The following is a 23,356-nucleotide window of genomic DNA, read 5'->3' as shown; positions in this document are numbered from 1 at the left end:
GGGGCCGCACCACCTGAATCCCTGGATGGCTCGGAAGTTCGGGTGAGTGTGGGACAAGTGGACAGCGGGGGATGCCGGGGGGCTGCCCTGGCGGGCGTCCGACCGGGGGGGGAGGGGGCCCGAGGGCGCGGGGAGTGGCCTCCGGTGACCCCAGGGGGTGCCTGAAGGGAACAGCATCCACCGGGTCGCCCGGGTTTAGGACCGCTTGTCGGGCGGGCGCTTCACAGCGGACTCGCCCCAGGGGCGCTTGCTCGACCTTCTTGACGGCGTGACGATGGGTGCATGAGCCAGGCTCCCTCGTATGTCCATGGCACCAGTGCCACGCCGCTCCTCGGTGAGACCCTCGGGCAGAACCTGCGAACAACGGTGGAGCGCCATGGGGACCGCGAGGCGCTGGTCGTCGTCTCGCAGGGGTATCGGGCCACGTACCGGGAGATGTGGGAAACCACCACGCAGGTGGCGAAGGGCCTGCTGGCGATGGGCGTGGAGAAGGGGGACCGCGTGGGCCTCTGGTCTCCCAATCGTTTCGAGTGGGTGGTGACGCAGTACGCGGCGGCGCGCATTGGCGCCATCCTGGTGAACCTCAACCCGGCCTATCGCACGGCGGAGCTGGAGTACTCGCTCAACCAGTCGGGCACCAGTGTGCTGCTGTTGGCGCGGGGTTTCCGCCAGACGGACTACCGGGCCATGCTGGAGGAGGTCCGCCCCCGCTGCCCTCAGCTCCGCGTGGCGCTGGTGCTGGACGACGACTGGCAGCTGTTGCTCTCCAACGCGAAGCACGTGAGCGAGCACACGCTGGAGGACCGCGAGGCGTCGCTCCAGTTCGACGACCCCATCAACATCCAGTACACGTCCGGGACGACGGGCTTCCCCAAGGGCGCCACGCTGTCGCACCACAACGTGCTGAACAACGGGTACTTCATAGGCGAGGCGCTGCGCTACGGGCCGGAGGACAGGGTGTGCATCCCCGTGCCCTTCTACCACTGCTTCGGAATGGTGATTGGGAACCTGGCCTGCACGACGCATGGCTCGACGATGGTGATTCCGGGCGAGGCGTTCGACCCGCTGGCGGTGCTCCAGGCGGTGCAACTGGAGCGCTGCACGTCGCTGTACGGCGTGCCGACGATGTTCATCGCGGAGCTGGACCACCCGCGCTTCGGTGAGTTCGATTTGACGACGCTGCGCACCGGCGTCATGGCGGGTTCACCGTGTCCGGTGGAGGTGATGAAGCAGGTGCAATCGCGGATGAACATGCGCGAGGTGACCATCTGCTACGGGATGACGGAGACGTCTCCGGTGTCCACGCAGAGTTCGCTGGATGACCCGTTCGACAAGCGGGTGTCCACGGTGGGGCGCGTGCATCCGCACCTGGAGGTGAAGGTCATCAACGCGGAGACGGGGGCGGTGGTGCCTCGCGGGGCGGCGGGAGAGCTTTGCACGCGGGGCTACAGCGTCATGCTGGGGTACTGGGCGAACGAGGAGGCCACGGCGAAGGCGGTGGACGCGGCGGGGTGGATGCACACCGGCGACCTGGCGACGATGGACGTGGACGGCTACGTGCGGATTGTCGGTCGCATCAAGGACCTCATCATCCGGGGCGGGGAGAACATCTCTCCGCGGGAGGTGGAGGAGTTCCTGCACACGCACCCGGGCGTCAGCGAGGCGCAGGTCATCGGTGTGCCGAGCGCGAAGTACGGCGAGGAGGTGATGGCCTGGGTGAAGCCGAAACCGGGCGTGACGCTCACGCCCGAGGAGCTGAGGAAGCACTGCACGGGCCGCATCGCCACGTTCAAGGTGCCGCGCTTCTGGAAGCTGGTGGACGCGTTCCCGATGACGGTGACGGGCAAGGTGCAGAAGTTCCGGATGCGGGAGGTCTCCGTGGCCGAGCTGGGCCTGGAGTCGGCCTCGTCCATCAAGACCGCTTGAGGCGGGGGCTCTTGCGCGCGGTCTTCTTGGCGACGGCGCGCTTTTTCGGGGGTGTCGACCTCGTCGAGAGGGACTTCGGCTTCGGCTTGCTCGGGGCCGGGGTCTTCTTCGCGGGGGCCTGTTTCTTTGGCGCTTTCTTCTCGGCAGGGGCCTTCTTCGCTGCCGCGGCGGGCTTCTTCTTCGGAGCCTTCTTCAGCGCGGCCCTCGCCGCCGCGTCGACGGCACGGCGAGCCCAGGGCAGCAGCTCATAGGCGTCATCGCTCGCGTCGGCGGGCGGCGTCCAGTAGCCCAGCGCCACCGTCTTCCCGCCGCCCTCGAAGATGAAGGGGCGGCAGCCGGCGGCCTGGAAGTCGGGCCTGGTGACATCGTCGACCTTCAGGAAGAGCTGTCCGTCTCCAATGAGGCCGAACATCCGCCCTCCGAAGTACAGGCCCCACCCGCCGAACATCCGCCGAGCCTGGACCGGTCCGAGCTTCTCCAGCAACTCCACCACGTACTCCACGAAGCTGTCCGTCCGAGCCACGCTGCTCCTCCTTCACACCACGTCCCGATGAAACGCTGGAGGGATAACATCCCCGCGCGTCTTGTCGTAGGGCATCGAAGGGGGAGCGTAGCGGAGGTGACGCGCGCTCAGCCGCGCCCGCGTGCAAGCGCCGAGGGCGTGCACCCGAACTCCTGCCGGAACGCGCTGGTGAAGTGACTGTGCGAGGAGAAGCCCACTCCGAGCGCGACGTCCGTGAGGCGGCCTGATGCCTCCTCCAACTCGAACAGCGCGGCGCGCAACCTCACGCGGGTGAGGTGTCGATGCAGTGTCTCCCCTGTCACCGCGTGAAAGACGCGACTGGCGTGGAAGGGGGATGCGTGGACCTCCGAAGCGAGCGCCTCCAGCGTCAGCCGCTCCGCGAAGCGCGTGGCCACCTGGTGTTGCAACTCCTCCGTGAGTTGACGCCACGCGGGCGTGACGGAGGCTGCTCGCGTCCGCTCGGGCGCGGCGTCCCGCACGAAGCGATGGACCAGGGCCAGCGCGACTTCCTCTCGCGCCAGCGGGTCCGTGTCTCGCAAGAGCTTGAAGTGCAGGCGTGCCACCTCCGCGGAGACCTGGAGGACCTGGGCTCGAACGTGCGGGCCCAGCTCCTCCGCCAGCGCGCCACGCAGGAGCAGCAGCGTGCTGCGCTGTGGCTGCTCCCCGGTCGAGGCCATCCAGTACTCGTCACCCGGAACCTGCAGCGCGGCGGTCGTCGGGTCCACCACGCTCCGTTGCCGACCGAGGGTCCGCACATGCATCCCCGCGCGCAGCAGGTCCAGCTCGACGTAGTGCGCCTGCTCCAGCGTCCGAGCCTGGCGCGCTCCGGGACACGTCCACTCGCCCACGAAGAGTTCGTTTCCCTCGACGAGCGGGCGCATCGGACTGGGGAGGTCCCAGCTCATTCTCTCGCCCGCGCGGTCATGCTCAAGGACTCGAGGCGGGAAGCAATTCCGGTGGAATGGGATGCGCCGCGTCTTCCGACTGCCACACCACGCTCGTCACCCACCAGCGCGCGCCGTCGAAGTAGAGCTGGATGTAATTGACGCCCCGCGAGAGCGAGCCTTCTCCGGGGCCCGTCCGCGTCTCGTAGGTCGAAGCCACATGCGCGATGTTGCCGTACCGGCGCGTGACGCGATTGATTTCCCGCTCGCGAAACCCGGCGCGGACGAGCGGCTCCGTGGCCTCCACGAAGCCCTGGTGGTCCCAGATGGAGACCTTCTGGCCAATCGACACGAAGTGAATCCATGGGCTGTAGAGCGTCCTGTCGCGTGCCCACTGCCGGGGTGCGTCGGGGGCGAGGTTCACCACTTCGTAGAAGGCCTTCATCACCCCATCGATGGAGGCCACGTCCTCGGGGCGGGCGGGAATCGTCTCCACGGGGACGGAAGGTGGCGCATGGGCGCATGCGGTCAGGGCGAGCAGCAGGCTGAGGAGGGTGGTTCGCATGGACATACCATCGGAGTCCTCCCGGGGCTGGCGCTATCAGGATCTTGCGCGGACGACCGCGTGTCAGCGGAACGTGGCCACCAGCGGGTTGTGGTCGGACGTGTCGCCCACGTCGATGACCTCCGAGGACACCAGTCGCTCCACCATGCGCGGTGACGCGAAGACGTAGTCGGTGCGGTAGTCGATGGTGACGCCACCCCGGTTGCGCCGCGCCGTCACCCACTTCGTGGACCCGGCCCGCGTCGGCAGCGTGTCCACCCAGCCGAAGTCCTCCACGTCGTCGATGACGTCGAAGCGCGGCGGGTGTCCGTACTTGTCCGTCCCCGCGCGACGCAGCCTGTCCTCCAGGTCCACCGGGTACGGGTCCCTGCGCGACAGCGAGTTGAGGTCTCCGGCGAGCAGGTACTGCCCGTCCCGGAACTTCGCCGGGTCGATGAGCGAGCGCAGGTAGCGCGCCTCCACGTAGCGGAGCCTCTCGTGGTGCGCGTCGAAGTGCGTGCCGAACAGCGTCACCGGTCCGTTGGCCTCCAGCTCGCACTCGACGATGCAGTGGCCCAGGATGTGGCGGTCATTGTGGATGCGCAGCGAGCGCAGGGGAGGGCGGCTCACCACCGCGACGTGGTAGCTGCGCCCACTGGGGCGCGAGCGGGACTGACCCAGCACCACGTGCGCGTCGTCCTGCGGCACGTCCAGCGCCTCGGCCACCCGACGCAGGCGCCCGCCGTCTTCCCAGCCCAGGCACTCCTGGAGCACCAGCACGTCCGGTGAGGCCCGGGAGAGGAAGGTGGCGATGTCGTCGAACCGCTCCTCGCCTCCCTGCAACACGTTGAACGTCATCACCTTCAGCGACATGCGACAGCCCTCTCGCCCGTGGGCTCCCGTCACCCGCCCACGCGCGACAGGCTATCGCACCCGCTGCCCCGAGGGCGCTCCTCCACGCCTGCCTGCTCCCCAGGGCTCCGGCATCGCGCGCACGCTCTCCACGATGAACGACTTGAGCTCGCGCGCCGCCGCCGTGAGGTAGCCCTCGCCCCGGTGGACCAGCGCCACCTGTCGCTTCAGGCCGCTCTTCGCCAGCGGCACCACGTCGAAGCCGCGCGCCGCGTGGTCCCTGGCCATCAGCTCCGGCACCAGCGCGATGCCCAGTCCGCGCTCCACCATGCGCCGCATCGCCTCCGCGTTGTCCGTCTCCATCGCGACCTTCGGTGTCACTCCGCGCGCCTCGCACTCCGCCTCCAGCGCGCGCGTGCCGCTCATGCTGGGGATGACCACCCACGTCTCTTCCACCACGTCCCCGAGCGTCACCGGCCGGCTGCTCTTCGTGAGCCGGTGTCCGCGCGGCACCGCCAGCATCAGCACTTCCTCCCAGAGCTTCTGCGACACCAGGTCCGCCCGTCGCACGGGCAGCGACAGGATGGCCAGGTCCAGCGCGCCACGGGCCACGCCTTCCTCCAGCGTCGACGCCATGGCCTCGCTGAGCCGGGGGCGCACCTCCGGAAACCGCTGCGCGAAGGCCGGGATGATGTCCGGTAGCAGGTACGCTCCCACGGTGTGCAGCGTGCCGAGCGACACCGGCCCGCGAGGGGTGTTCGACAGCCGCTCCAGCTCGGAGGTACCCGCCGCCAGGGCATCGAGCGCGCGCCGTGCGTGGGGCAGGAACCGCTCCCCCGCGTCCGTCAGCACGGCGCCCCCGGGCGTGCGAACGAGCAGGCGAGTGCCCAGCGCCGCCTCCAGCGACTGGAGCTGGCGGGACAGCCCGGACTGGGACAGCCCCAACCGTTTGGCGGCCCTGGAGAGGCGGCCTTCCTGGGCCACGCGGAGGAATGCCTGGAGCTGTTCGTGAGTCATGCGGATTCCGCATGGAGTCTATGCGGAAGTTGCGATTTCCGCATGGGGAGCCCCCGGTTACACGTGTGCCATGGATGGAAGCGGCTTGACGGTGGAGCCGGTGTCTTCCGCACGGCCTGGAGCGGCGCGGCGGATGGCCACTGGCGCGGTGCTGCTGGCCCTGGTGGTCAGTGCCTTCGAGGGCACGGTGGTGACCAGCGCCATGCCCACCATCACCCGGGAGCTGGGCGGACAGCACCTCTACTCGTGGGTCTTCTCCGCGTTCCTCTTCGCGTCCACCGTGGGCGTGCTCATCTCCGGGAAGCTGGCGGACCGGCTGGGACGCAAGCCCGTCTTCTTCGCCGGCATGGGGTTGTTTCTCGTGGGCTCCGCGCTGTGCGGGCTCGCCCATTCGGTGGAGGGGCTCATCGCCTTCCGTGTGTTGCAGGGGCTGGGCGCGGGCGCGCTTCAGCCCACCACGCTCACCATCAGCGCGGACCTCTACACGCTGCGCGAGCGCGCCGCCGTTCAGGGGCTCTTCACCGGCGCCTGGGGCGCGGGAAACGCGGTGGGGCCGCTCATCGGTGGATGGCTGGTGATGCACGCCTCGTGGCGCTGGGTGTTCCTGGTCAACGTGCCCGTGGGCCTGTTCGCCGCGCTGCTGCTGTACCTCTCCTATCGAGACCCGCCGCGTCGCACGGACGTGAAGTTGGACCGCTGGGGGCCGGTGCTCGCGGGTTCGTCGGCGGCGATGCTCCTGTTCTCGCTGGAGCCTGGGCATGCGGAGCTGCGCTGGTTGTGTCTGCTGGGCGCGGTGGTGGGGGCCGCGGCGCTGGTGTTCCAGCAGCGTCGGTCGGAGGCGCCGCTCTTGCCGATGGAGTTGGTGAAGGACCGCACCGTGCTCAGTGGCGTGGCGGGAGGCATCGCGGGCGGGGCGTTGCTCTACAGCATGGCCGCGTGGGTGCCGCTGTGGATGACGGAGCAGGGCGGCCAGACGCCCATCGTCGCGGGGCTGACGCTCCTGCCGATGTTGCTGGGCTGGTCGGTGGGCTCCACGTTTGGCGTGAAGCTGCTGGTGCGCGGAGGCATGCGCTTGAGCGCGGGCGTGGGCTTCGCGGTGGCCGCGACGGGGGCGGGGCTCCTGGCGCTCACCGCCGCGTATGATTGGGGCACGCTCCCGGCGCTCGTCTCGCTCGCGGTGCTGGGCATGGGGCTGGGGCCGGCGGCGAGCACGTCGCTCATCGGACCGCAGTCGCGCGCGCCCTGGCATCACCGGGGCATCGTCACCAGCAGCCTCTATGCGACGCGACTGCTGGGTGGCTCGCTGACGGTGGCAGCGCTGGCGCTCGCCCGAGGCCACTTCGCGCTCCAGTTCGCGATTGCTGGCGCGCTCGCGGGCACGGTGGCGCTGCTGCTGGCCGTGGTCGCCCCCGGCAAGATGGCCAGCGAGCCCTGAGTTCACCTGATAGGGCGGTAGAAAATCCTGAGCAGGACGCGCTGGTTCCGCTCAGGCTTCGTCGTCCGGCAGCAGCGCCCGGAGAAGCTCGTCGTCAGGGCCGAGCGGGCGCCAGCTCGCGGGAGGCGGATTCGCTCGGAGCGCGACAATCACCCGTCGAGTGCGCTCCGAATAGGCTTCTGGAGTGGAGCCCGACCAGAGGCCAAGCGCCTTGGCGACCTGGAAGCGGGTCACATCATCAAGTTCGGCTGGCCACCCGTTGGGAAGGCCTGCTGCCAACTCCCGCGCGAGCAAGTCTCGAACGAGTCGTGTGACCTGCTTCCGTCGTTCCGCTTCAGTGCGCAACCCGGTCAACACCTGCACCCCTGCGACGTCATCCTTGCCAAGCTCTTCGGCCAGGGCGTACAGCGGGACAGCAGGACGTGCATCCGCGAAGGCGGTCAGCGAGTCGAAGCCACGCTCGCGGACCCGTTCATAGAGGCGGGCCTTCCAATCCCCCTGCCATGAACGTCCGTCGGTCATCGGCTGCGCCCCTTGGTGAACTTCATCGGAATGTCGTAGAGCCTCATGTTCTCCGCGACGATGCTCAGCACCTCATTGCGCGTCAACTTCTGCCCTGCCGACAACTCCGCATCATTCAGGGTGCGCATGATCCTCCTGTTCCATTCGTCGGGCCATATGCGCCCCAGCTTCCAGTTCCCCCCGCCGTGAATCGCCTCGTGGTGGGCCCGTTCCAGTCGAACACAGAACTGGTCGATGTCCAGGTCACCCTTGAAGCCGCGCTGCTCGAACCACTCGCGATGCTCCTTGGGCATGACGTGGTGCTTCGGAGCCTCGGACATGCCCGCTCCCGCTCTGCCCGTCACCTGCATGCCGCGCACCTCGGGACTGTCCCCCAGCGCGTCGCGCACACCCTTGGGTAGGCCTTGGTGGGCCTGCGCCATCATGACCTGACCGCCGTGGATGCGGACGGCCGCGCTCACTGCCGGAACGGAGATGACGCCCGCCTGCACGAGCCTTCGCATCATCTCCACCCACTCAGCGGAGACGACGATTCGCGAGCCCGCCATGACTCCCCCCGAACTCATCGTGAGGCCCACGCCGAGCGTCGCAGGTGTGGCCGGGGGCAGCCGTGGCAGCGACATCTTCAGCGAGGAGATCAGGGTGACCATCTCCAACACCTGCATGGCCACCAGGACCTTGCCTCCATCCTCTATGGCCGACAGTCCATCCGAACGAAGCGTGTTGAACTCCCGGGTCAATGTCCCCATCAGTTCGGGCATCCCGAGTGCCGCCGCCTCGACACGGTCAGGGTCCTGGGAGGCGAGGTCCGCCAGCGCGGTCTCCATCAAGCCCCGAACGCGGTTGAGGTCCACGAACTGCTTCTCGATGCCGCACATGAAACACTCTCGGAGCAAGGCGTCGGAGAGCTGAAGGAAGTCGCCCCAGGTTGCCAGCAGCAGCGTCCCGAACATCGCGGCCTGGAGCTTGGGCCCCGTCATGCGAAGAATCCCCAGCTCCATGGCCGGATCCCCCACCTCCGAGGCCACTTCCGTCAGTCCGGTCGTACTCTCGAGCGCGCCGCGAATCCACGTCGCCTGCTTGTCGCCATGATGGAGAAAGCGCGTGAACACCTCGCCGTTGATGCTCCGGCCATCGAAGCCAGGCCGACGCGTCGCCATCTTGGACAACGCGGACTCGACTCCTTTCAGCGAGCCCTTCGCCTCGTTGATGGAGTCGAGGAGGGCTTGATGCGTTCGTTCAGCGCTTTGCCTTTCGCCCCCGACGGCGCCCGTGGTTGTGCCAGGTCCCGCGCGCGTCGCGTCAGCTCGTGGAGTCGCGTGTCGCCACTGTCGGGGTGTGTAGCTCAGCGTTTCGCCACGCCCGGGAACCTGCGTCACCGAGGAGCATCCCGCGGTCAGCAACGCCACGACCCAGAGCAGAGCGTCAACGCGCATCGTCCACCCGCAGGCCCATCGAGGCGAAGGCCCCCGGTCGCAACGGGACCTTCAGCGCGGGCAACAGCAGCGTGTCCCTCCCCAAGTCTTGGAAGAATTCGCAGGAGGTCTCGCCATTCGTGAATAGGACAACGCTCCCAGAGGGATGGGGGATGGGCAGGAATCTCCGAGCGCCGCGCGAGAGGGGTTCGCGCAAAGGCAGACTCAAGGTACTGCCAGCCCGTCTGGACTTGAGCGACGTGGTGGGTCCAACAACCATGAAACCGAAGCGCAAGAGAGCCACCGAACTGGGGCAGACTCAGTTCAGGGAAAAGAGCCGTGAGCCGGTAGCGCTCGTGCGCGCTGTGCAGCGGCCTCCCCACGGTGTGCCGCGCGCTGCACACCGTGAGCCCGCCCCGCCGTGCAAACGTGCGTGATGCCGTGCGTCAGCGGTTGGCAGGTCCGATGCAATCGGAGCCTCCCCACACGCCACGGGTTGGCGGTGGAGGATTGGCGATGACGGAGATGATGGCGAAGTGGGACGTGAAGGTATTGGGTGGGCTCGGCGGCGCATTGCTGGCCCTGGCCGCGGTGTTCCTCTGGCGGGACCTCCACATGCCCGTGGAGGCGCTCCTCATTCTGGCGGCGGTCGCGACGCTGGCCCTGGGCTTCCTGGCGGTTCCTCGCGGAGGACTGCTGATCTTCCCCATCGCAGTGCTCGCCACCTCCGTGACAGGAGGCCTGTGGTACGCGGCGACGAAGCAACCCTTGTTGCTCGTGGGACTCGCGCTGACGTTCATCGCGTCCGTCATCATGTTGCCGCGCTCGCTGCGTCGCGGTGACACGCAACTGGAGCGAATCCGTGACGTGCTCGTCTGGTTCGGCCTCACCGCCGCGACCATCGCCACGTCGTGGACCTTCTACTTCCACTTCCTCACCCTGGGCGTCGCGGAGGACCACATCGCGCGTCGGCTCGTGCTCACGCTGGGCTGGCTCGTCATCGGCGTGGTGCTCGTGTTCCTGGGCCGCAAGCGGGGCGCTCCCGTGATTCGCGACGCGGGCTTCTGCTTCGTCGCCATCTCCGTGGGCAAGACGCTCCTCTATGATACCGCCCACCTCGACGGCTCCCTGCGCGTGGCGGGGCTCGCCGCGGCCGGTGCGCTGATGCTCGGCACCGCGTGGCTCTCGGCGCGGTCGACCCCGGCCACTCCCCGGAGCTCGTGACATGGGGCCCCTGCTCTCCTGGATGGGCGCGCTGTGGCTGACGCAGGCGACGCCCGTGGCGTGCTGGTCGCATGAGGACCCGACTCCGGGCTGGAAGCGCGTGGAGCTTCCTGCGTCCGCGCCCCAACTGGCCGCGCCGGCGGACGTGGACCAGTTCCGCTCGGGTGAGCCCGTCCTTGTCCGGGAGGCCAACGTGGGGACGTACTTCGGCGGCCAGCACGTGGGCACGGGCCGCATGGCCTTCCGCTTCCAGGTGCAGCCGGGCACGACGCGCCTGGAGCTGGACTTCCTCGGCTCGTTGCGCGGCGCCAAGGTGGATGCCACCGCCTACGTGGGGCCTCGCCCCCTGCACCTGCTCGACGAGCGACGCATCCCGGGTTCAAGCCTCATGCTGGAGTGGGGCTCGGAGGAGGTGAGCGCGGTGGTGGTGGAGGTCCACTACCACCTGCGCGAGCGGCCCGTGGTGCAGTCCTGGTGGGCGACCCGCCGCGTCTGGCCCGAGCGGGATGCCGCGCTCCCCGGCGAGTTCAAGGCCGCGCGCTCGCTCTATTTCTTCCACCCTGGCGGAGGCCGCGTCCTCACGCTGTGCCAGCAACCGGACCTCATCCCGCGCACGTCCCGCTGGCCCCAGTTGGGACTGCGACTCGTCACCGTCGCGCTCAAGCCGACTCCTTGAGCGCCCAGGGCCACAGCTTCGCCAGCGCGGAGCGCAGCTCGCCCGCGCTGGCGTAGCGGTCCTCGGGTCGCTTCTCCAGGAGCTTCAGCACCACGCGCTCGAACGGCCCGGGCAGGCTCGGGCGCAACGTGGTCGGCGGCACCGGAGCCTGCTGCACGTGCAGGAACATCAACGGCACGGGCTCGGTGTGACGGAAGGGGAGCTGTCCCGTACACAGCTCGTAGGCCACCACGCCCAGCGCGTACAGGTCCGTGGTGGGCGACAGCGGCGGGCTGCCCATCACCTGCTCGGGCGCCATGTACTCCGGCGTTCCGAGCACCGTGCCCTGCGCGGTCGTCCCCACCACATGGGTGCTCTTGGCGAGGCCAAAGTCCATCAGCTTCAGCACGCCCGCACGGGTGATGAAGAGATTGGCGGGCTTCACGTCCCGGTGCAGCACCCCCCGGCCATGCGCGTGCTCCAGCGCGACGGCCGCGTGCGTGAGCCAGCGCAACGTCTCCGCGAGCGTGGGCCGTCGCTCCAGCATCCGCTGGCGCAGGTCCATGCCGTCGAGGAGCTCCACGGTGAGGAAGTGCCGGTCTCCATCCAGGCCCACGTCGAAGACGCGCAGGATGTTCACGTGCTCCAGCGCCCGCGCGTGCTCCACCTCCTGACGGAAGCGCGCCACCGTCGACGGCTCCGCGTGCGGTGTCGCGAGCACCTTGAGCGCCAGCCGCTGGCCCTGGCGCAGGTCCTCCGCCTCGTACACCGTGGAGCTGCCTCCGGCGCCGAGCCAGCGCTCCACCCGGTAGCGCTCGCCCACGAGCTGTCCTGGCACCAGTCCGCGCACCGTCGCGGCCGGAGCAGGCGCGGGCGTGGGGATGCCTTGCAGCCACGTCCCGTGCGGCGACATGGGCGTCACCGCGCGCAGCGTCTCCGCCAGCGACACCGGAGGCGGGGGCGTCACGGGCGCGGGCGTCGGTGTCCGCGCCACCACCGCCGCGGGTTCCAGGGACATCCCTCCGAGGTACACCACGCCTCCGGAGTCTTCTTCCGTCGAGCCCACCGCGCCTCCCTCGGTGTCCGTTGGCCCCGTGCTCTTCGCTCAGGGGTCCAACAGCGAGATGTGCGACGGCGCTCCCGCGCCTTCGATGTCCAGGTGCGGCGTGGGCAGGTTGTACTCGGCGGCGGCGCTGGTGGCCTCCACCATGATGGGCCCCGCGATTTCTGGCGGCTCGCCTTTGCACAACACGTCCACCACGTGCTCCACGGTCCACTTGCCCAGCCGGTTCACGACCAGGCGATTCCCGTCGAACGTCGACGTGTCCGACAGGTCCTCGCTGGCCCCGAGCTTCACGTCCACCGAGTCGCCCAGGTAGCCCCGCGCCAGCGCCAGCACGCGGTCCACCACCGAGTTCCACGCCTGGAGATGCGTGCGGTCCTGCGCTTCGTCCATGATGTCCAGACCCACCTGGAGCTTCTCCATGCGCTCCAGGAATTGCTGCACCAGCGGGCCTCGGATGACGCGGCCGTGCTGCGGCGCGATGATCTCCACCGCCGGCGTGAGCTTGCGGATGGTGGCCACCACGCGGGCCAGGGCGGCGTTCACCGGCATGTAGATTTGATGGAACGCGCGGATGCCTGACCAGTCGGACTCGTCCGCCCACAGGCCCTTCGCGTTGGCGTCGGTGAGGCCGCCGAACAGGTCACCCGTGAAGAGCACCCGCGTCTGCGGGTCATAGAGCATCACCGCGCCCCGGAAGTGGCAGAAGGGCGAGGGCACCGGCAACAGCTTGTGCCCGGTGGGCACGCTCAGTCCCTGCGCGAACTTCTCCGTGGGGATGAAGCGGTTGCGCGGCAGGTTCTGGTGGACGATGAGTCTCCAGGTGTCCTCCGAGCACAAGAGGCCCGCACGAGGCGCATACCGCGCGGAGATGATGCTCGCGGACGAGCCCACGTCCGGGTCCTGGTGGTTGATGAACAGGGCCGACAGCCGCTCCATGCCACCGATGAGCGATGTCACCTTGGTGTGGATGGTGGAGAAGTCGCTGCTGGAGCCCGGGTCGATGAGGAGGTTGAACTCCGATGCCCGCTGCGTCTTCGTGTCCGTGCCTCGGAACCGTCGGAGGTAGGGGTTGGCGTAGAAGATGTTCCCGGGCTCTCGCTTGCCCACCCAGAACGTCTCGGGGGCAATCTCCACGGGAACGATGCGGAGGTCGTTGCTCAGGCCCGGGGCGGGGAGGTCGCTGCTGCTCATGACGCGGAGGTCCTTCGCGGTGGAGTGAGGTTCCCCGGCCCATAGCAAGGGGTGCGCCGCGGCCCGTGTCCCCTCGGCATGCGTGGCGTGGGCGCTCGTCGCGCGCAAGGTCTGCGCACCGCAGCATGCCCGCGCAGTTCATGCGGGGGGGCCGCGAGCCTCGTGGTACGTCGAGCGCTCGCACGCGAGGTGGGAGCAGGCGGCTTCGAGGTTTTCGCGCGTCCGCTTCCAGGCGCGTGGCACACTGCTGGGGCCGCTCGCACCCACCACTATGCCCGACGCAGCCATCCTCTCCACCTGGGGGCTCCCAGGTCTCTTCCTCGTCGCGATGCTGGCGGGTTCCGTGGTGCCGGTGCCGTCCGAGGCGCTGCTCGCCGCGCTCATCTATGGCGGCACGCCGCCGATGCTGGCCACGGCAGTGGCGACCGTGGGCAACGTGCTGGGCGCGCTGTCGCTCTACGTGCTGGGTCTGTGGGTGGCGCGCGGCGGAGGCGGTCCGCTGGGTCGCTGGTATGCACGGCGGCGCGCCAGCGAGGGCCCGCGCATGCAGAAGGTCGAAGCGCGGCTTCGCACCTGGGGCGCACCCGCGCTGGTGATGTCGTGGGTCCCCATCATCGGCGACGCGTTCGTCATCGCCGGAGGCGTGGTGGGCGTGAAGCCCCTGCCTTTCGTCGTGTTCGTCACGCTGGGCAAGGGCCTGCGCTACGTGTTCGTCGCCCTGTCCACTGCCGCATCCCTGTAGGGCGATGCCGCGTCATGTTTCAATCGTGTTTCACGCGCCTTCCTTGCGCGACATCCGGATAAGTTGAGGCTGTGGCCTTGGGTGTGGATTGCCTGGACCACCCGTTCAGCAGTCGTTGCCGACCTCAACAGCTCCCGCTCGGGAGCAGGACCGGACTTCGTGCGAAACAACCTCGCCGTACCAACGCGTGTGCTGTCGTCGTGGCGCCAATGGCTCGTGGCGCTCTTCCTGGGACTCGCAGCTTGCGGTGGCGAGGGCGTGGAGCCCACCACTGGGGAGTCCTCGCTCGGTGAGCGCCAGGACTCGCTGGCCAACGTGCGCATCCGGGTGATGGCCGCGAACATCTCCAGTGGCAACGGGCAGGACTACGACCCGGGCCACGGCATCCGCATCTTCCAGGGCACGGACGCCGACATCGTGATGATTCAGGAGTTCAACTACCTGACGGACTCCGCCGCCGACATCCGGACCTTCGTGAACACGGCGTTCGGCGCGGGCTTCTCGTACTACCGCGAGGCCGGCGCGCAGATTCCCAACGGCATCATCAGCCGCTACCCCATCATCGCCTCGGGCGAGTGGGATGACCCGCAGGTCACCAACCGCGACTTCGCCTGGGCGCGCATCGACATCCCGGGGCCCAGGGACTTGTGGGCGGTGAGCGTGCACCTGCTGACGTCGAACGCCAGCACGCGCAACACGGAGGCGGCCAGTCTGGTCAGCCGCATCCAGGCCAACATCCCCACGGGGGACTACCTGGTCATCGGCGGCGACTTCAACACCAGCAGCCGCTCCGAGGCGAGCTTCAGCACCTTCTCGCAGGTGGTCTCCACGGCCAGCCCCTACCCGGCGGACCGCAATGGCAACACCAACACCAACGCGGGCCGCAACAGCCCCTATGACCACGTGCTGGTGGACAGTGATTTGCGGCAGTACCAGACGTCGGTGGTCATCGGGAGCAGCTCGTTCGCCAACGGCCTCGTCGTGGACACGCGGGTGTACTCGCCCATCGGCGACCTGTCCCCCGCGCTCTCTGGAGACAGCGGTGCGTCTGGCATGCAGCACATGGGCATCATCAAGGACTTCCTCGTGCCCGCGGACTCGGTGACGTCCAGCGTGACGGTGACGTCGCCCAACGGCGGTGAGAGCTGGACGACGAGCAGCGCGCGGACGATTGCGTGGACGTCGTCGAACGTGACGAACGTGCGGGTGGAGTACACGCTGAACGGCAGCACCTGGACGACGCTGTCGTCGAGCACGCCCGCCTCGGCGGGGAGCCTGTCGTGGACGCTGCCGGCCACCGCGAGCACCACCGCGCGGGTGCGCGTGACGGACACGTCCAACTCCAGCATTACGGATACCAGCAACGCGACCTTTTCGATTACCACGGGCGGCGGTGGCGGCACGGGCACCCTCATCATCAACGAGGTGCTGGTGAACGAGGCCGGCTCCGATGTGAATGGCGAGTTCGTGGAGCTGGTGAACACGGGCACGGCGGCGCTGAGCGTGGCGGGGTGGACGGTGTCCGACTCCGCCAGCGTGCGGCACACGTTCCCCAGCGGCACCTCGGTACCCGCGGGCGGCGTGCTGGTGGTGTTCGGCGGCGCGGCGGGAATCCCCTCGGGCACGCCGGGTGCGGTGGCCGCGACCACGGGCACGCTGGGCCTGTCGAACAGCGGTGACACCGTGACGGTGAAGAACGCGTCCGGCACGGTGGTGGACACGGCGACGTTGTCTTCCACCATGGCGGGCACCGACGGCGTCTCCGCGAACCGCAGCCCGGACGTGGGCTCGAGCGCGACGTTCGTGCTGCACACCAGCCTGTCCAGCCTGTCGACCTCGCCGGGTCGGCGCGCGAGCGGCGCGTCGTTCTGATGTAACCCTGGCACCGCGCTCCTGGCTCCTGCTTCAGGCGGGAGGCAGGAGCGCGGGTGCCTCAGTGACTTTCGCGGACCGTCGACGTGAGCGCGCCTTCCGGGCTCGAGGTCTTCGTCGACAGTGCAGCGTCTGGACCGCGCCCATCGCTGGGGCCGGGCGTCGTCGGGCTGTCGGGGCCTGGGTGGTTGCGGCCGTAGTCGCGCTCGTGGATGCGGACCAGGGCCAGGAAGAAGGCGACGATGAGCGGGCCCAACAGCAGGCCCACCGTGCCGAACGCCGCCAGGCCGCCGAGCAGCGAGAAGAAGACGATGGCCCCGTGCTGGTGCATGCCGCGCTTGGCGAGCAGCGGCTTGACGATGTTGTCCACCAGGCCCACCACCACTGTGCCCCAGATGGCCAGGAACAGCGCGGCCCAGGGGTGTCCGCTGAAGAACATCAACGCCGCGGCCACCAGCACGACGAGGGCGGCGCCCACGGCGGGGATGAGCGCCAGGAAGAAGGCGACGCCCGCGAAGAACAGGGGCGCGGGAACTCCCGCGAGCAGGAAGCCGATGAGCGCCGCGAAGGCCTGAACGCCCGCGGTGGCCAGCGAGGACAGCAGCACCGCGCCCGACACGCTGCGGAACTCGCGCATGATTTCCAGCGTCTCGCCGCGTCTGAGCGGGGACACGCTCTCTATCCACTGCACCAGCTCTCGCCCATCCGTGAGGAGGAAGAAGAGGGCGATGAGCATCATCACCGTCTGGAAGGCGATGGAGCCCGTGGCCGCCACCGCTCCCGTCACCGCGCGCGCGGCCGTTCCACCCTGGCTGCTCACCTGCTCCTGGATCTTCTCGTCCAGGTGCGCTTCCTCCATGGGCAGCCGCTCCATCAGGCTCTCCACGCCCTTGCGGACCGGCCCCGGCAGCTTCTGCACCAGACCTTCCACGCCCTCCTGTTGCACCGTCTTGGTGACGAACTGCGCACCCGACGACACCTCGGCGACCACGAAGGCCGTGAGCCCTCCCAGGGGCAGCAGCAACGCGAGGACGACCATCGTACAGATGAGCCCGGCGGAGATGTTCTTGCGCCCGCGCAGCTTGCGCGTCAGCCGGCTGTGCAGGCCGTAGAAGGCTCCGGCCAGCACCGCGGCCAGGAAGATGCCCTTGGCGAAGGGCTGGATGACCAGCGCCAACAGCACGATGGACAGCAGGATGAGACCGGTGAAGACGCGCCGGGCGGTCTGCTCGGATGCCATACCCGTGAAGTTAGGGCGGGTTCCCCAGGAGGGAAGGGGGGAGCGGCCCCCATGGCTGCCCGCCCGGTCTCCAGCGGAGAAGACTTGGGCCCGGGCCCCAGGCGGCTAGAGTGCCGCGCCATGCCGGCTTTTGAATCGACTCAGTTCACCGCGTGGCTGCTCCAGGCGCTGTGCTCCGCCTTCCTCGCCATCCTGTTCCTCCAGTCCGGGCTCGACAAGGTCATCGACTGGAAGGGCAACCTGGGCTGGCTCACCGGTCACTTCGCCAAGAGCCCCCTGCGGGGTGTCGTCCCGTTGATGCTCGGTGTCATCACCCTGATGGAGCTGGCCGCGGGCGCGCTCAGCGCCGCCGGACTGGTGGCGCTCATCGCCAAGGGCAGCGCGACCCTGGCCTTCTGGGGCGCGCTGGTGTCGGCGGTGTCGCTGGTGGGCCTGTTCTTCGGTCAGCGCATGGCCAAGGACTACGCGGGCGCGGGCGGCCTGGTGCCGTACTTCCTGCTGTCGCTCGCGGCCATCTACTTCACGCGCCTGGGCTGAGGCTTCACAGCACCTTGCGCGGCGGGACGAGCGCGTTGGCGGACAAGAGGCCCGCCACCAGCGCCACGGCCACCATCAGCATGTTGAAGGCCGTGTCGACTCCCGCCACCACGTCCCGCTCCAGCAGCGAGGACAGGCTGCGGAAGCCCACGCTGCCGGGCACGAGCAACATCAGTCCCGGCACGACGATGGTGACGGAGGGCTTGTTCCTCAGTCGCGCCAGCGCGTTGCCGCCGATGCCCAGGAGCAGCGCGCCCACGAAGGCGCCGAGCTGCGGCCCCAGGAACTCCGAGCCCAGCCGCGCGCCGGTGAAGGCGAAGGTGCCCGCGGCGGCAATCCAGCCCCAGTCGCGAGGGCGTGCGCGGAACAGCACACCAATGGCCACGCCCGCCACGGCCAGGGCCGCCGCCTGCGTCCATGCGGGCAGCGCGGCGACCGTCGGCGCGACGGGCGGCGGAAGCAGCTCGGACAGTCGGCTGCCCAGCGCGACGCCGAAGCCGAGCTGGAGGAACACCACCGCCGCGCCCGTGAGTCGCGAGGTGCCGGAGATGAGGTGGCGCGTGGCCAGCTCGTTGAGAGCCACCGTCAGCGTCAGGCCCGGCAAGAGGACGATGAGCCCCGCCAGCGTGGCGACCTGAATCGACAGCGGGCCGATGACGCTCGCGGCGAGCACGGCGAGCGCCGAGGAGAGGATGGCGGCGACTGGCTCCAGCACTCGCGCGGTGGAGGGCTGTCGCTGCGTCACCACGCTCAACAGGCCGATGAGCAGGCTGCTCACCGTCGCCACCGCCATCTCCTTCAGCCCACCGCCGAAGAGTCGAGCGCCAGCCCCGCCGGCCAGTGCCCAGCAGAGGACCTGGAGCACCGGCCCGAAGCGCTGCGGACGCGCGAGGATGGCCTCCACGCGCAGGGCGCCCTCGGCGGGCGTGAGGCGTGCCTGGATGACGTCGTCGGCGAGCACGTCCAGCAGCGTGAGCCGCTCCAGGTCCATGTCCCCGGGCTCCACGCGGATGAGGCTGGTGCGCAGCGCTTCAGGAGGCCCGAAGGACGCGAAGAGGGACGTGGGGGTGGAGAAGAAGCGGCCCTCCAGGCCCAGCCGCTCCGACACGCGCTGCATCAGCCCCTCCAGCCGGTGCGCGGGGGTGCCGTAGCGGTGCAGCGCTTCGGCCAGTCGCAGCGTGAAGGCGACGGAAGGCCCTGGGGGCGGCGGGAAGTGTTGGAGCGAAGCGGCGATTTCGGGAGGGACGGCCACGGCGGCGCAATGGCAGAGGCGCCCGGGTGGAGTCAAATGGCGGTGCCGTGACGTCCGCCTGTCCGCCGCCTCTCCCTCGGGAGAAGGTGCTCGTTGGTTCTCCAAGGTGGACATGGGATGTCGGGGTGACGAAGAGAGGAGGCGAGAGGATGGCGCGAAGGAGCAAGACGCCCCGGTGGCTGGAGGCGGCGCGGCGCAGGGGGCCAGAGGCGTCGTCGGAGGACGGCCGCTCGGACTGGCTGACGCGGGCGCTGGGGCGCGCCGGGGTGCTGTCTCGGGTCGAGGCGGAGGCGGCCATTCGCGCTGGACGGGTGGAGGTGGACGGACGCGTGGAGCTGGAGCCCTTCGCGCCGGTGCGGCCCGGTGGGGTGGTGCGCGTGGATGGACGGGCGTGCTCGCTCGCGGCGTCGACGCGGGTGTTGATGTTCCACAAACCGTCGGGTCCGGTGGTGCATGGCTCGGACCCGGAGGGCGTGGGCACGGTGTTCGAGCGGCTGCGCGCGGTGCTGCCCGAGTCCCTGCGAGGCTTCGAGTGGTACGCGGTGGGGCGCTTGGACCGGGACACCACGGGCCTGTTGTTCTTCACGAACGACGAGCGGTTCGTGCGGCATGGCACGGCGCCCGAGACGCACCTGCCCAAGCGTTATGTCGCGCGCGTGTCGGGCCGGCCCGGGGCGGTGGCGCTCCAGCGGTTGCGAGAGGGCGTGGAGCTGGAGGATGGGCTCACGCGTCCGGCGGAGGCTCGGCTGCGCGAGCCCGACGTGGTGGAGCTGACGCTGACGGAAGGGCGGCACCACCAGGTGAAGCGGATGCTGGCGGCCGTGGGACATCCGGTGCTCGCGCTGCACCGGGAGGCCGTGGGCACCGTGGTGCTGGACGTGGCCGAGAGCACGTGGCGAGCGCTGCGGGACGAGGAAGTCTCCGAGGGGCTGGGCTTTCGTCCGGAGGCGCCCGAGGTGGCCTGAGTGACTACGGCGTGGGGCGCGCGCCGAAGCGTGACAGCAGCGCCTCCAGCACCGCGGGCTCGCGCGGGTTGTTGAAGTGACGGCCACCGGGGACGACGAGGACCTCCGCGCCGAGGCGCTCCTCCCAGAGCTGACGGTTGCGGCGCCAGTCGGAGGTGAACGGGTCTCCATCCGAGAGGACCACGACGCAGTGGCCCAGCGCCGCGCGGACGCGAGCGAAGTCGATGGGCGTGTCGAGCCAGGGCCGCAGCGAGCCCCACGTCTTGTCCACCTCGAACCAGCCCGCGACGAGGACGGCGCCTTCCACGCGGTGTCCCTCGGGCATCGCGGCGAGGTAGCGGAGGATGGTCTGACAGCCCACGCTGTGGCCCAGGAACACCGTGGAAGGTGGCGGCACCGGCCCCAGGGATTGCGTGAGCGCGGACACCCAGCCCTCGATGGTGGGCGCGGCCGGCTCGGGCATGTCGAGCGTGACGATGGAGTCGAAGGGCGCCGGGGGCTGACGCAGTCGTTCCTCGAGCCAGGGATAGAAGTCGGTGTTCGGACGTCCTGCCCAGCGGTGAACGACGACGAGGGAACGGCTCATGGCCGCTCAGTCTGCCTCAACCCTCGCGCGACGCCATGGCCAGGACGTGCTCCCGGATTCGCGCCGCCAGTGACAGGCTGTCGGGGAGGGCGCGGCCCAGCAGGCTCGACACACCAGTGGCCAGCACCGCGGAGTTGGTGAAGACACAGGCCCGAGCTTCGGAGAGTCGCGCGAGCGGGAGCGCGCGTTCCACGACGGGCATGTCGTCGAGGTGTCCCGAGTCCAGGAGCACCTCGCGGATGATGCCGGGCAGGCATGGTGCATCCAGGGGAGGCGTGACGAGCGCGCCGTCCAGGAGCACGAAGAGGTTCGCGGTGGGCAGCTCGCACGCGTGCCCCAGGTCGTTGGCCAGCACGGGGAGCCGCTGCATGAGCGAGTACTGGCGGAAGTACGAGAGGCCCTTGTGGTTCGGCATGGGCTCACCGTGGCGGTAGGCACCGGCCTCCACGGTGTCCACGGCGCGACCTTCGCGCTGGAGTCGCTCGGCGTCCGGCGAGGGAGCCCGGAAGGTGAGCAGGAGCCGACCATCGCTCGCGGTCAGCTTGCCGATGCCGGTGAAGCGCGGACCGAGCGCGGAGTCTGACTCCAGGCATCGACGGAGGACTTCTCGCACGGCGTCGGGGTGGAGCAGCTCGGACGGTGGCGCACGGACGGTTTCGGGGAAGGACGCGACGCTCGCGGCGAGGCGCTTCAGATGCCGGGCGAGAAAGAGCGGGACACCGTCGTCGATGCGGAAGGTGGTGAAGAAGCCCGCGCCGAAGAAGAAGCCCTGCGCGTAGTCGTGCAGGGGCAGGTCTTCCCAGCGCCTCACCTCGCCATTCACCGCGACCGTGGAGAACATGCGTGAGGGCTCCGTCGTGCCTTAGCGTCGAGCCGCCAGGAAGTTGGCGAGCAACCGCGGGCCGTGCGTCGTGAGGAAGGACTCGGGATGGAACTGCACGCCCTCCAGCCCGGGCAGGGTGCGGTGACGCATGCCCATGATGAGCCCTTCATGCCAGGCCGTCACCTCCAGGCAGTCCGGGAGCCCCTCTCGCTCCACCACGAGCGAGTGGTAGCGCGCGGCGGTGAAGGGCCGGGGCAGCCCGTGAAAGAGGCCCTGCTCCTCGTGCTCGACTTCCGCCGTCTTGCCGTGGACGGGCACGGGGGCGCGCACGACTTTCGCGCCGAACACCTGCCCGAGACACTGGTGTCCCAGACAGACGCCGAGCAACGGCACGCGCCCACCGAAGGCGCGGATGACGTCCAGGGAGATGCCCGCGTCCTCGGGAGTGCCCGGGCCCGGAGAGATGACGATGCGCTCGGGCTGGAGCGACTCGATGTCGGCCACGGTGATGGCGTCGTTGCGCACCACCTTCAAGCGCGCGCCCAGGGCTCCGAGCGCCTGGACGAGGTTGAAGGTGAACGAGTCGAAGTTGTCGATGAGGAGAATCATCGCGCGCCTCGAGTCGCGGAAAGGGCGAGGAGCTGTGAGCGCGCCTTGTTGAGCGTCTCCTTGTATTCCTGGCGCGGCTGCGAGTCGTGGACGATGCCACCCCCCACCTGTGCGTAGGCTCGGCCGTCCTTCACGAGCAGCGTGCGGATGACGATGTTCAGGTCCAGGTCGCCGGTGAAGGACACGTAGCCGAGCGAGCCGGTGTAGAGGCCGCGCGCGTGAGGCTCCAGCTCGGTGATGAGCTGCATGGTGCGAATCTTCGGCACGCCGGTAATCGTCCCACCGGGGAACAGCGCGCCCACCACGTCGAGCGGCTCGATGCCCGGGGCGAGCTGGCCCGTCACCTCGGACTCGATGTGGAGGACGTGGGCGTACTCGACGATCTCCATCAGCTTCGTCACTTCGACGGAGCCGTAGGCACAGACGCGGCCCAGGTCATTGCGCTCCAGGTCCACGAGCATGGCGTGCTCGGCGAGCTCCTTCTCGCTGGTGCGCAGCTCCTGGACGAAGCGAGCGTCCTCCTCGGGTGTGCCTCTGCGCCGGGTGCCGGCGATGGGGCGGGTGATGGCGCGGCCCTGCTCCACGCGGACCAGTCGCTCGGGTGACGCGCTCACGACGTGGAAGCCGTCGCCTTCGAGGTAGCTGGCGAAGTGGACGGGGTTCGTGGCGGACAGCGTCTCGTAGAGCGCGAGCGGGTCGCCGGGGAAGTCGACCTCCAGGCGCTGCGAGAGGTTGACCTGATACGTGTCCCCGGCGCGGATGTACTCGCGCACGCGCTCCACCGCGTCCAGGTAGCCCTGCTGCGTGAAGTTGGAGCGAGGCTCCACGGTGGAGGTGCTCGGTGGTGACGGGGGCTCGGTGGGGACGGCTCGATGCACGTGGGCTTCGAGTGCATCCAGTCGTCGTGCGCAGTCCGTCCAGTCGGAGCCCGTGGCGATGGCGAGCAGGTGGCCTTCGAGGTGGTCCACCGCGAGGAAGGTGTCCACGAAGGACAAGGCGATGTCCGGCACCTTCAGGTCATCGTGGGGATGTCGCGGGAGCTTCTCGAAGTAGTGACTGGCCTCGTAGGCGAAGAAGCCCACCGCGCCGCCGAGGAAGAGGGGCAGGCCGGGAAGGCTCACGCCACGCCACTGCTTGAACAGCGCGCGGAGGGTGTCCAGTGGCGCGCCCACCTGGGGCTCGTCGTTGATGAAGCACTGGTTGCCCTTGGCGGAGAAGCGGAGGAACGGCTGCGAACCCAGGAAGGAATAGCGCCCCTCCTCGCTGACCCGGGTGCTCTCCAGCAGGAACCGATGTCCGGAGGGCAGGGCTCGCAGCAGGTCCACGGGACGCAGGGCGCCGGGCTCCAACCGTCGGACCACGGGGACTTGATTGAAACCCTGGGCCACGAGCGCGTCGAAGCGTGCTCGGTCCAGCGGAGGTGGAAGCGGCCGGGTGCTCATTCCGGGGCGCTTCCTAGCAGGAAGTCGAGAGTCC

General features: G+C 69.2%; 23 protein-coding genes. 8 read left to right on the top strand and 15 right to left on the bottom strand.

Going from position 1 to position 23,356, the window contains the following annotated elements; translation table 11 throughout:
• The first annotated feature begins 282 nt into the window (after positions 1–282).
• Entirely contained in the window at positions 283–1,926 is a 1,644-nt protein-coding gene (locus HUA76_RS30450) for an AMP-binding protein (protein WP_174462816.1), read from the top strand.
• Here the strand turns inward: HUA76_RS30450 and HUA76_RS30445 are convergent.
• The 5 genes from HUA76_RS30445 to HUA76_RS30425 form a co-directional block, all read right to left on the bottom strand.
• Positions 1,913–2,449, bottom strand: a complete 537-nt coding sequence (locus tag HUA76_RS30445) for a TfoX/Sxy family protein (protein WP_174462815.1) — start codon at positions 2,447–2,449, stop codon at positions 1,913–1,915. The genes HUA76_RS30450 and HUA76_RS30445 overlap by 14 nt on opposite strands.
• A gap of 107 nt (positions 2,450–2,556) precedes the next feature.
• The gene (locus HUA76_RS30440; RefSeq protein WP_217440416.1) at positions 2,557–3,330 is read right to left on the bottom strand and encodes an AraC family transcriptional regulator; all 774 of its coding nucleotides are present in this window, start codon (positions 3,328–3,330) and stop codon (positions 2,557–2,559) included.
• Positions 3,331–3,376: 46 nt separating this feature from the next.
• A complete protein-coding gene (locus HUA76_RS30435; RefSeq protein WP_174462813.1) occupies positions 3,377–3,898 on the bottom strand; it encodes a hypothetical protein in 522 nt (173 codons plus the stop codon).
• Between the two features lie 63 nt (positions 3,899–3,961).
• On the bottom strand, positions 3,962–4,750 hold the full coding sequence (locus HUA76_RS30430; RefSeq protein WP_174462812.1) for an endonuclease/exonuclease/phosphatase family protein: 789 nt from the start codon (positions 4,748–4,750) through the stop codon (positions 3,962–3,964).
• A gap of 51 nt (positions 4,751–4,801) precedes the next feature.
• Entirely contained in the window at positions 4,802–5,746 is a 945-nt protein-coding gene (locus tag HUA76_RS30425) for a LysR family transcriptional regulator (protein WP_174456498.1), read from the bottom strand.
• A 70-nt stretch (positions 5,747–5,816) separates the two neighbouring features.
• On the opposite strand from HUA76_RS30425, the gene HUA76_RS30420 reads away from it, so the two are divergent.
• The gene (locus tag HUA76_RS30420; RefSeq protein ID WP_141641596.1) at positions 5,817–7,181 is read left to right on the top strand and encodes an MFS transporter; all 1,365 of its coding nucleotides are present in this window, start codon (positions 5,817–5,819) and stop codon (positions 7,179–7,181) included.
• A gap of 51 nt (positions 7,182–7,232) precedes the next feature.
• Here HUA76_RS30420 and HUA76_RS30415 read toward each other — a convergent pair whose 3' ends face one another.
• Positions 7,233–7,703, bottom strand: a complete 471-nt coding sequence (locus HUA76_RS30415) for an NUDIX hydrolase (RefSeq protein WP_174456496.1) — start codon at positions 7,701–7,703, stop codon at positions 7,233–7,235.
• A complete protein-coding gene (locus HUA76_RS30410) occupies positions 7,700–8,863 on the bottom strand; it encodes a DUF2380 domain-containing protein (RefSeq protein WP_254625247.1) in 1,164 nt (387 codons plus the stop codon). The genes HUA76_RS30415 and HUA76_RS30410 overlap by 4 nt, the downstream gene beginning before the upstream one ends.
• Before the next feature lie 771 nt (positions 8,864–9,634).
• On the opposite strand from HUA76_RS30410, the gene HUA76_RS30405 reads away from it, so the two are divergent.
• Positions 9,635–10,342, top strand: a complete 708-nt coding sequence (locus HUA76_RS30405) for a DUF2339 domain-containing protein (protein ID WP_174462810.1) — start codon at positions 9,635–9,637, stop codon at positions 10,340–10,342.
• Position 10,343: 1 nt separating this feature from the next.
• Positions 10,344–11,018: a hypothetical protein gene (locus HUA76_RS30400; protein WP_174462809.1), complete on the top strand. Its 675-nt coding sequence runs from the start codon at positions 10,344–10,346 to the stop codon at positions 11,016–11,018.
• Here HUA76_RS30400 and HUA76_RS30395 read toward each other — a convergent pair.
• Positions 11,002–12,015, bottom strand: a complete 1,014-nt coding sequence (locus tag HUA76_RS30395; protein WP_217440414.1) for a serine/threonine-protein kinase — start codon at positions 12,013–12,015, stop codon at positions 11,002–11,004. The genes HUA76_RS30400 and HUA76_RS30395 overlap by 17 nt on opposite strands.
• 87 nt (positions 12,016–12,102) lie before the next feature.
• The gene (locus HUA76_RS30390) at positions 12,103–13,254 is read right to left on the bottom strand and encodes a hypothetical protein (RefSeq protein ID WP_141641590.1); all 1,152 of its coding nucleotides are present in this window, start codon (positions 13,252–13,254) and stop codon (positions 12,103–12,105) included.
• A 271-nt stretch (positions 13,255–13,525) separates the two neighbouring features.
• Between HUA76_RS30390 and HUA76_RS30385 the strand changes: the two genes are divergently transcribed.
• Together HUA76_RS30385 and HUA76_RS30380 are read left to right on the top strand one after the other, a co-directional pair.
• On the top strand, positions 13,526–13,996 hold the full coding sequence (locus tag HUA76_RS30385) for a YqaA family protein (RefSeq protein WP_141641589.1): 471 nt from the start codon (positions 13,526–13,528) through the stop codon (positions 13,994–13,996).
• Positions 13,997–14,155: 159 nt separating this feature from the next.
• A complete protein-coding gene (locus HUA76_RS30380; protein WP_371823536.1) occupies positions 14,156–15,868 on the top strand; it encodes a lamin tail domain-containing protein in 1,713 nt (570 codons plus the stop codon).
• A gap of 61 nt (positions 15,869–15,929) precedes the next feature.
• On the opposite strand, the gene HUA76_RS30375 is transcribed toward HUA76_RS30380, so the two are convergent.
• A complete protein-coding gene (locus tag HUA76_RS30375) occupies positions 15,930–17,108 on the bottom strand; it encodes an AI-2E family transporter (protein WP_174462807.1) in 1,179 nt (392 codons plus the stop codon).
• 120 nt (positions 17,109–17,228) lie between these two features.
• Between HUA76_RS30375 and HUA76_RS30370 the strand changes: the two genes are divergently transcribed.
• Entirely contained in the window at positions 17,229–17,645 is a 417-nt protein-coding gene (locus HUA76_RS30370; protein ID WP_174462806.1) for a DoxX family protein, read from the top strand.
• A gap of 4 nt (positions 17,646–17,649) precedes the next feature.
• Here the strand turns inward: HUA76_RS30370 and HUA76_RS30365 are convergent, their stop codons facing one another.
• Positions 17,650–18,897 carry a threonine/serine exporter family protein gene (locus tag HUA76_RS30365; protein ID WP_174462805.1) on the bottom strand — a complete coding sequence of 416 codons (1,248 nt, stop codon included), beginning with the start codon at positions 18,895–18,897 and terminating at the stop codon, positions 17,650–17,652.
• Positions 18,898–19,046: 149 nt separating this feature from the next.
• On the opposite strand from HUA76_RS30365, the gene HUA76_RS30360 reads away from it, so the two are divergent.
• Positions 19,047–19,862 (top strand): pseudouridine synthase, encoded by an 816-nt coding sequence (locus tag HUA76_RS30360; RefSeq protein WP_174462804.1) that lies wholly within the window; start codon positions 19,047–19,049, stop codon positions 19,860–19,862.
• Between the two features lie 4 nt (positions 19,863–19,866).
• Here the strand turns inward: HUA76_RS30360 and HUA76_RS30355 are convergent, their stop codons facing one another.
• Genes HUA76_RS30355 through HUA76_RS30340 form a run of 4 tightly spaced genes read right to left on the bottom strand, consistent with a single transcriptional unit; the run spans position 19,867 to position 23,322 of the window.
• Positions 19,867–20,448: an alpha/beta hydrolase gene (locus HUA76_RS30355; protein ID WP_174462803.1), complete on the bottom strand. Its 582-nt coding sequence runs from the start codon at positions 20,446–20,448 to the stop codon at positions 19,867–19,869.
• Positions 20,449–20,464: 16 nt separating this feature from the next.
• Positions 20,465–21,289 carry an aminotransferase class IV gene (locus HUA76_RS30350; protein WP_174462802.1) on the bottom strand — a complete coding sequence of 275 codons (825 nt, stop codon included), beginning with the start codon at positions 21,287–21,289 and terminating at the stop codon, positions 20,465–20,467.
• A 21-nt stretch (positions 21,290–21,310) separates the two neighbouring features.
• A complete protein-coding gene (locus HUA76_RS30345; RefSeq protein WP_174462801.1) occupies positions 21,311–21,880 on the bottom strand; it encodes an aminodeoxychorismate/anthranilate synthase component II in 570 nt (189 codons plus the stop codon).
• Entirely contained in the window at positions 21,877–23,322 is a 1,446-nt protein-coding gene (locus HUA76_RS30340) for an anthranilate synthase component I family protein (protein WP_174462800.1), read from the bottom strand. Before HUA76_RS30340 ends, HUA76_RS30345 begins: the two co-directional genes overlap by 4 nt.
• Positions 23,323–23,356: the final 34 nt, after the last annotated feature.

The organism is Myxococcus sp. CA056 (assembly GCF_013336715.1).
Taxonomy (GTDB): domain Bacteria; phylum Myxococcota; class Myxococcia; order Myxococcales; family Myxococcaceae; genus Myxococcus; species Myxococcus llanfairpwllgwyngyllgogerychwyrndrobwllllantysiliogogogochensis.
Note: the sequence above shows the minus strand (reverse complement) of the source record. Positions and strands in the feature narration are given on the sequence as shown.

Coding starts and splice junctions, on each gene's coding strand:
- HUA76_RS30450 (WP_174462816.1), top strand. CDS start 283: ATGAGCCAGGCTCCCTCGTATGTCCATGGCACCAGTGCCACGCCGCTC.
- HUA76_RS30440 (WP_217440416.1), bottom strand. CDS start 3,330: ATGCGCCCGCTCGTCGAGGGAAACGAACTCTTCGTGGGCGAGTGGACG.
- HUA76_RS30435 (WP_174462813.1), bottom strand. CDS start 3,898: ATGCGAACCACCCTCCTCAGCCTGCTGCTCGCCCTGACCGCATGCGCC.
- HUA76_RS30430 (WP_174462812.1), bottom strand. CDS start 4,750: ATGTCGCTGAAGGTGATGACGTTCAACGTGTTGCAGGGAGGCGAGGAG.
- HUA76_RS30425 (WP_174456498.1), bottom strand. CDS start 5,746: ATGACTCACGAACAGCTCCAGGCATTCCTCCGCGTGGCCCAGGAAGGC.
- HUA76_RS30420 (WP_141641596.1), top strand. CDS start 5,817: ATGGATGGAAGCGGCTTGACGGTGGAGCCGGTGTCTTCCGCACGGCCT.
- HUA76_RS30415 (WP_174456496.1), bottom strand. CDS start 7,703: ATGACCGACGGACGTTCATGGCAGGGGGATTGGAAGGCCCGCCTCTAT.
- HUA76_RS30410 (WP_254625247.1), bottom strand. CDS start 8,863: ATGGCGACGCGTCGGCCTGGCTTCGATGGCCGGAGCATCAACGGCGAG.
- HUA76_RS30405 (WP_174462810.1), top strand. CDS start 9,635: ATGACGGAGATGATGGCGAAGTGGGACGTGAAGGTATTGGGTGGGCTC.
- HUA76_RS30400 (WP_174462809.1), top strand. CDS start 10,344: ATGGGGCCCCTGCTCTCCTGGATGGGCGCGCTGTGGCTGACGCAGGCG.
- HUA76_RS30395 (WP_217440414.1), bottom strand. CDS start 12,015: ATGTCCCTGGAACCCGCGGCGGTGGTGGCGCGGACACCGACGCCCGCG.
- HUA76_RS30390 (WP_141641590.1), bottom strand. CDS start 13,254: ATGAGCAGCAGCGACCTCCCCGCCCCGGGCCTGAGCAACGACCTCCGC.
- HUA76_RS30385 (WP_141641589.1), top strand. CDS start 13,526: ATGCCCGACGCAGCCATCCTCTCCACCTGGGGGCTCCCAGGTCTCTTC.
- HUA76_RS30375 (WP_174462807.1), bottom strand. CDS start 17,108: ATGGCATCCGAGCAGACCGCCCGGCGCGTCTTCACCGGTCTCATCCTG.
- HUA76_RS30370 (WP_174462806.1), top strand. CDS start 17,229: ATGCCGGCTTTTGAATCGACTCAGTTCACCGCGTGGCTGCTCCAGGCG.
- HUA76_RS30360 (WP_174462804.1), top strand. CDS start 19,047: ATGGCGCGAAGGAGCAAGACGCCCCGGTGGCTGGAGGCGGCGCGGCGC.
- HUA76_RS30355 (WP_174462803.1), bottom strand. CDS start 20,448: ATGAGCCGTTCCCTCGTCGTCGTTCACCGCTGGGCAGGACGTCCGAAC.
- HUA76_RS30350 (WP_174462802.1), bottom strand. CDS start 21,289: ATGTTCTCCACGGTCGCGGTGAATGGCGAGGTGAGGCGCTGGGAAGAC.
- HUA76_RS30345 (WP_174462801.1), bottom strand. CDS start 21,880: ATGATTCTCCTCATCGACAACTTCGACTCGTTCACCTTCAACCTCGTC.
- HUA76_RS30340 (WP_174462800.1), bottom strand. CDS start 23,322: ATGAGCACCCGGCCGCTTCCACCTCCGCTGGACCGAGCACGCTTCGAC.